8 protein-coding genes are annotated in these 6412 nt (G+C 73.0%); 3 read left to right on the top strand and 5 right to left on the bottom strand.

Annotation, left to right across the window (positions count from 1 at the left end; translation table 11 throughout):
- Nucleotides 1-173: 173 nt before the first annotated feature.
- The 3 genes from BMY61_RS11220 to BMY61_RS11230 form a co-directional block, all read right to left on the bottom strand.
- Nucleotides 174-1058 (bottom strand): RNA polymerase sigma-70 factor, encoded by an 885-nt coding sequence (locus tag BMY61_RS11220; protein WP_042441399.1) that lies wholly within the window; start codon nt 1056-1058, stop codon nt 174-176.
- Nucleotides 1055-1645, bottom strand: a complete 591-nt coding sequence (locus BMY61_RS11225; protein ID WP_042441398.1) for a carboxymuconolactone decarboxylase family protein — start codon at nt 1643-1645, stop codon at nt 1055-1057. Before BMY61_RS11225 ends, BMY61_RS11220 begins: the two co-directional genes overlap by 4 nt.
- Before the next feature lie 86 nt (nt 1646-1731).
- Nucleotides 1732-2508, bottom strand: coding sequence for a CTP synthase C-terminal region-related (seleno)protein (locus BMY61_RS11230; protein WP_042441396.1), 777 nt, complete (start codon nt 2506-2508; stop codon nt 1732-1734).
- Nucleotides 2509-2585: 77 nt separating this feature from the next.
- Here BMY61_RS11230 and BMY61_RS11235 point away from each other — a divergent pair, with 77 nt between their 5' ends.
- Both BMY61_RS11235 and BMY61_RS11240 read left to right on the top strand, forming a co-directional pair.
- A complete protein-coding gene (locus tag BMY61_RS11235) occupies nt 2586-3461 on the top strand; it encodes a LysR family transcriptional regulator (protein WP_075003845.1) in 876 nt (291 codons plus the stop codon).
- A gap of 45 nt (nt 3462-3506) precedes the next feature.
- Nucleotides 3507-4460 (top strand): septum formation family protein, encoded by a 954-nt coding sequence (locus BMY61_RS11240; protein ID WP_042446308.1) that lies wholly within the window; start codon nt 3507-3509, stop codon nt 4458-4460.
- A 124-nt stretch (nt 4461-4584) separates the two neighbouring features.
- On the opposite strand, the gene BMY61_RS11245 is transcribed toward BMY61_RS11240, so the two are convergent.
- A complete protein-coding gene (locus BMY61_RS11245; RefSeq protein WP_042446305.1) occupies nt 4585-5106 on the bottom strand; it encodes an NUDIX domain-containing protein in 522 nt (173 codons plus the stop codon).
- A complete protein-coding gene (locus BMY61_RS11250; RefSeq protein ID WP_042446302.1) occupies nt 5103-6122 on the bottom strand; it encodes an acetamidase/formamidase family protein in 1020 nt (339 codons plus the stop codon). The genes BMY61_RS11245 and BMY61_RS11250 overlap by 4 nt, the downstream gene beginning before the upstream one ends.
- Nucleotides 6123-6227: 105 nt before the next feature.
- Here BMY61_RS11250 and BMY61_RS11255 point away from each other — a divergent pair.
- Nucleotides 6228-6412: SRPBCC family protein (locus BMY61_RS11255; RefSeq protein WP_177240377.1), on the top strand; the 185-nt coding region annotated here is incomplete at its 3' end.

Here is a 6412-nt window from a genome sequence, read left to right on the forward strand (position 1 = left end):
TCCGACACGGCGGCGAGAGAAAAGGGATCCACGGGCGACTGAAGGCCGTGGTGAAAAGAAAGATCGCCGAGGGCGCAGCTCAGCGTGAAGAAGACCGTGGTGATGAACCACATGAACGCTCCGTCGCGGCGGCTCCCAACGCCGACGGAGGTGGTGCCGACACCATACCTCGCCTACCGTCCGGTAGGAAGGCCGCCCTGCCTGGTGAGATCGGTCGGGGTGTCGAGCCGGGTCAGCTTCTGCGGGTTGGACGTCGCGTAGATCCGGGTGATGCGCCCGTCCTCGACCAGAAGGCTCACGGCCGCCGCGCCGGTCGGTGTCTCGATCCGGATCGCGGCGGCGCCGTTGAGCCAGACCACCGACGTCTCGGAGGCCGCCCGGTCGGTGCCGGCGAGCATCCTCGCGATCAGTTCCGCTCCGTGGACGGGCGCGAGCGCGGCGGCGCTGCGTCCGCCGCCGTCGGCGACGAGCACGACGTCCGGCGCCAGCACGTCCAGCAGGTCCTGGAGGCGTCCGGTGTGCAGCGCGGCGAGAAACCGGTCGGTCACGGCCCGGTGTTCCGAGCGGCTCACCCGGACGCGCGGCCGTCCGGCGGTGACATGGTCCCTGGCCCGGCGGGCGATCTGCCGCACGGCGGCGGGGCTCTTGCCGACGGCCTCGGCGACCTCCTCGTAGGGCGTGTCGAACACCTCCCGCAGCACGAACACCGCCCGCTCGGCCGGGCCGAGCGTCTCCAGGACGGTCAGCATCGCGATCGAGACGCTCTCCGCGAGCTCGACGTCCTCGGCGACGTCCGGGTGGGTCAGCAGCGGCTCGGGCAGCCACTCGCCCACGTACTCCTCGCGGCGCCGCGAGAGCGCACGCAGCCGGTTCAACGCCTGCCGGGTGACCGCCCGAACCAGGTACGCCCGCGGGTCGTGGACCTGGGACCGGTCCACGTCGGCCCACCGCAGCCAGGTCTCCTGCAGCACGTCCTCCGCGTCGGCGGCGGAGCCGAGCATCTCGTAGGCGACGGTGAACAGCAGGCCGCGGTGGGCGACGAAGGGGTCCTCGGTCATGCGGCGGACCCGTCCCGGGGCGTCGCCGACGGAGTGGCCGACGGCGGGGCCAACGGGATCTCACAGGCGTCGGAGAAGCCCTGCGAGGTGACCCCGTTCGCCACGTTGGCCCTGGTCGCGAGGTTGACGTAGGCGACGAACGCGGTCAGCTCCACCATCGCCGGTGTTCCCAGCCGCGCCAGGAGGGCGGCGTACTGCTCGTCCGTGACGGTCGGCGGGGTGTTCGTCATCGCCTCCGCGTACTCCATCACTCCGCGCTCCAGTGGGGTGAAGACCTCCGCCTCGTGCCAGCGCGGTACCTGGCTCGCCTTGGCCAGGTCCAGTTTCCCGTGCTGCGCCTGGAAGTACCCGACGTCCAGGCACCAGCTGCAGCCGACCTGCGCGGCGACGGCCATGTGGGCGAACGCCTTCAGGCTCGGCTCGACAGCGTCCCAGGCCCCCACCCTGGCGCCGAACTCCAGGTTGTCCCGGGCCACCCGCGGGCTGTGCCACAGCACCTCGACGTTCTCCGGTACGGCGCCCAACTGCGCGACCATGTTCTCCCTGAGCTCGGCGGGGAGCTCTGCCTTCGCCAGGCGCAACGTCATGTCCGTCTCCTCGTGCGTGTCTTCCTGGACCGTTCGGCATGAAGACACCGGTGGGCCCGCGCCTGTGACACCCCGGAACGAACGAATCAGGCGGACTTCAGCTGCGCGTGCTCCCTCGCCGCGCGGGCGAAGGCCTCGACGAAGGGGTGGGGACGGGTGCCGTCGCCGGCCAGTTCCGGCTGGAAGAGGGTGGCGAGGAAGAAGGGGTGCGTCGACTGCGGCAGTTCGGCGATGCGGGGCTCTCCGGCCGTGTCGTGGCCGGAGAAGACGAGGCCGTGCTCGGCCAGGCGGGCGGGGAAGTCCGGGTGCAGGCCGTAGTTGCAGTGGTAGCGCTCCACGCTCCCCTCCGCGCCGAGGAGGCGCTCCGCGAGTGTGCCCGGGGCGAGGGTGATGGGGAGCTCGTGGCCGACCAGGCTGCAGGCCAGCGGGGCGATCAGCAGGTGCTCGGCGTCCGGGTCGTTCTCGGCGTGCGCGGCGTCCGTCAGGCCGCAGACGTCGCGGGCGAACTCCAGCAGTGCGTGCTGGAAGCCGGCGCAGGTGCCGAGGAACGGGATGCCGTTCTCGCGCGCCGCGCGGGCCGCGGCGAGAGCGCCCGCCTCCGAGCGGTAGGGGCTGCCGGGCAGCAGCCAGACGCCGTCGAAGCCGCGCAGGTCCTCGGGGGAGCCGACCTCGTCGGAGCCGATCCAGTACAGGTCCAGGGCGAGCCCGTCGCGTTCCAGCAGGGCGGCGGCCAGCTGCGGGACGCGCTGGTGGGAGCGGACCTTCGGGTCGCGGTCGCCGACCAGGGCGAGGCGGGGGGCGGTGGCGGTGGTCGAGGTGGTCGAGGTGGTCGAGAGGGTCGCGGTCGTCGCGGTCGTCGTCATGCGTCCATGGTCGGCGCGGTCCGCCGTTCAGGTCCAACGATCATCCGTGGTGGTTCGATCAGCAATACTTATGCCGCGTGGATCCCCAGCAGCTGCGCACCTTCCTCACCGTCGTCCGGCTCGCCTCCTTCTCCGGCGCCGCGCGCGAGCTCGGCTACACCCAGTCGGCCGTCTCCCAGCAGATCGCCGCACTGGAGCAGGAGCTGCGCGCACCCCTGCTCGAGCGCCGTCCCGTCGCCCCGACGGAGGCGGGCACGCGCCTGCTCGAGCACGCCCCGGGCATCCTGCTCCGCCTCGACGCGGCCCGCGCGGACGTCGCCCGCGTCGGCGGCTCCCCGCGCGGCCGGCTGCGGCTCGGCGTCACCGCGCTGGCCTCGCCCGCGCGGGTGGCCGCGGCCCTGGCCGTGACGCGACGGGAACTCCCGCGCGCCGAGCTGGAGGTGGCCGTCCTCGGCCGCACCGCGGCGGTCGCCGCGGTGGCGTCGGGCGAGCTCGACGTCGCCGTCGTCGACGGCCTCGCCGCGCCGAGCGACCCCCTCGCGCTCCCGGCGGGCGCGCCGGTCCGCGCGCAACGCGTCGCCGAGCAGGCACTCGCCGTCCTCCTGCCCGTGGACCACCCGCTCGCCCCGCGCCGCCGCCTGCGCATCGCCGCCCTCGCGGACGCGGGGTGGCTCGACGCCCCGGACGCCGCCGTCCCCCTCGCCGACCTGCGCGCCGCGACCGGCTCGGACGCGTTCCCCGCGACGGTCACCCTGACCGGCCCGGACCCCCACGCCGTCACCGCCTGTGTCGCCGCCGGCCTCGGTCTCGCCCTCGTCCCGTTCCCGGCCACCCCTCCACCGGACGTCGTCCCCGTCCCGCTCGTCGATCCGGGCCTGCTCCACCGCACCGAGGCGGTCTGGTCGGGAACGCTGACGGCGCCCGCGCAGGCGTTCGTGGAGGGGCTGTCCTGATCGGAGGGGAGATGCGGTACCGTCACCCGCCGATTGGGGGTTTCCATGACCGACGCACAGCCGCCCTCACCACCGGTTCCGGCATCGCCGTCCGCCGAGCCGTTCGAACACCCGTGGACCCCGGTCCAGCCGGTGCCACCGCCGAAGTCCGGCCGGAACGCGAAGGCGGCCGCCTCCATCGCCCTCGGTCTCCTCGGCCTGCTCGCCGTCGTGGTCTGCTTCTCCCTCTCGGGGCTCCCGTCCGCGCTTCCCGGCTTCGGTGGGAGTGCGCAGCAACAGGTGGCGAGCATGCCGATCGGCTCCTGCTACGACGAGCCCGCCCAGCATCCGGTGAACCGGGTGACCGTCGTGCCGTGCAGCGGCCCGCACGATCGCCAGCTCTTCGCCCGCGTCCGGGTGGGCGGCTCGTACCCGGGCCTCGCCGAGGCCGAGTGGAAGTCGCTCGTCGTGTGCCAGCAGGCCCTGTTCGCGGACTTCGTCGACCCCTGGGCGCTGCGGTCGAAAGGGGTGGAGCTCCGGTACTACTACCCGGTCCAGAGCTCGTGGGACAGCGGCGGCGCGGCCTGGTGCACGGTGGGCCCCGCGAACGGCTGGCCTGCGGTCAGGGGGGACCTGCAGCAGTCGGCGGCGAGCCGCACCGCACAGCAGCGGGCCTACCTGGACACGGTCCGGCAGACCGGCCTGCTGCGTCGGGAGCTGGGCGCCCTCACCCCCGGCGGCTGGCGCCAGGGCCCGGCGCTCGCCGCGCAGCTCGCCGTGGCGGACCGGGCCGAGGCACGGGCGCTCGGTTCGCTGTCCGCACTGGACTCGGACTTCCTGCGGGCCCAGGGTTCGGGACTGGCCCGGTCCGACCTCGCCGAGGCCACCCGGGCGGAGGCGCTCGGCGCCGTCACCTCGCAGCAGGACTGGACCGCCGGCATCAAGGGGTTCTGGGACGGGTCGCTCGCATCCGAGAACGAGACCATCCGGCTCAACATCGGTCTGCCGACCAGCTACTGAGCTGCGGGTTTCACTCTCGCGAGTGATGGCTTCCGTCTGCCCGGTGAGGACTTCCAGGTGCTGCGGCTCAACCTCGACCTGAACGAGGCGTCAGGGGCCGGAGGTGGCGCCGCGCGGACCCGGGTCAACCCTGCTCCGCGCTCCAGGCGCTAAGCCGCCGCCAGGCCTCCAGACCGTCCGGGACCATGTCCCAGCCGGGGAGGGCCGCCTCCAGTTCGGCTTCCGTCAGGAAGGCGTGCCAGGCGACCTCGCTGACCTGCGGGGCGACCGTCACCGGGGTGGTCGCGCGGTAGACGGCGGAGAACCACTCGTGGTCGGCGCTGCTGTAGAGGAAGGTGAAGAGGTGCTCCGGCTCGATGCCGGTGACGCCGAGCTCCTCCTCCGCCTCGCGCTTGGCCGCCTCGTCGTAGGACTCGCCGGTGCCGACGACGCCACCGACGAAGACGTCGTACAGCGACGGGAAGACGATCTTCTGCGGCGTGCGTCGGTGCACGAAGATCCGGCCGTCGGCGTCCGTGGCGAGGATGAAGACGCAGCGGTGGCGCAGGCGCTTCGCCATCACCTCGGCGCGCGGGGCCTGGCCGACGACGTGGTCGTCGGCGTCGACCACGTCGAGGATCTCGTCGGCGTTCAGAGGTTGGGTCATGCCCGCAAGGATGCCGCAGCCTCGCGCAGGTGCGTGTGCAGCCCCAGGTACGGGTCGTGGCCGCGCGGCAGGTACGCCTTCCGGACCTTGGCCACCGAGGTGTAGTTGGTGTCGCAGACGTTGGCCAGCGGCGACTCCACGGCCTGGGAGAGGAACTGGTAGGCGTCCATCGCGGAGAATCCGTAGTCGCGCACCAGCCACTGCACCAGGTCGAGTTGGGCGATGCGGAAGGCGTCCTCCAGCGGGCGGGCGGAGCCGGTGGAGACGAGGTGGGTGTCGGACTCGATCCGCGGCCAGGGCGTGCTGACGCCCTTGAGCAGGTCCACGATGACGACCGTCTCCATCGCGCACTCCACCGCCACCCCACAGGTCTCGCCCTCGCCCTGGCGGGCGTGGCCGTCGCCGAGGCTGAACAGGGCGCCCTCGACGTTCACGCCGAGGAAGCAGGTGACGCCGGCGCGCATCTCCGGGGTGTCCAGGTTGCCGCCGTGGGCGTCGGGGACCAGCGCGGAGCGGACCTCCAGGTTGGCCGGGGCGACGCCGACGGTGCCGTGCATCGGGTCCATCGGCAGGTCCAGGACCAGATCGCTGTCGTGCGCGGAGAAGCGGCACAGGCGGGCGGCGCGGTCCAGCTCCCAGATCCAGACCCGCTCGGGCAGCGGGTCCTGCAGCGTCGCGGTCGTGTGCGTGGAGGTCAGCGCGCCGAAGAGGGGGACGGTCGTCGATGCCGCCCAGTCGCGTGCGGGCTCGACGGAGACGAAGTGCACCGCCAGCGTGTCGCCGGGCTCCGCGCCCTCGACCCAGAACGGGCCGGTCTGCGGGTTGAGGAAGGGGAACTCGCACACCTCCGAGACGAGGGTGCGGGTGGAGGTCACCCGCCCGGCGAAGCAGTCCTCGGTGGTCAGGTCGAGCACCGTCCCCGGCGCGATCCGCGCCACCGGCGCGGCGCCGCCGAAGGTCCAGGCGTACTCGTCCGGCTTGGGACGCACGGTCAGTCGTGGGCGCTCGGTCGTCATGTCGTCACCTTGGCAGCGGAGGCGCCGAAGCCGCCAGAGGGCCGGTGTGGTTGGCTTGTCGCGGAACGACACCCCCCTCTTCCTCCCTTACGCAAGGAGCACGTCATGGGCCAGGTCTACGCCGTCACCGAGCGGGTCATCGAGGCCTCCCCCGAGCGGGTCTTCGACGCCGTCGCCGACTACGAGAAGGTCCGCCCGACCCTGCTGCCCTCCCAGTACAGCGAGTACCAGGTCCGCGAGGGCGGCCGCGGCGCCGGTACGGTCGTGCACTGGAAGCTCCAGGCCACCGA

It is taken from the genome of Streptacidiphilus jiangxiensis (assembly GCF_900109465.1).
GTDB classification, from domain to species: Bacteria; Actinomycetota; Actinomycetes; order Streptomycetales; family Streptomycetaceae; genus Streptacidiphilus; species Streptacidiphilus jiangxiensis.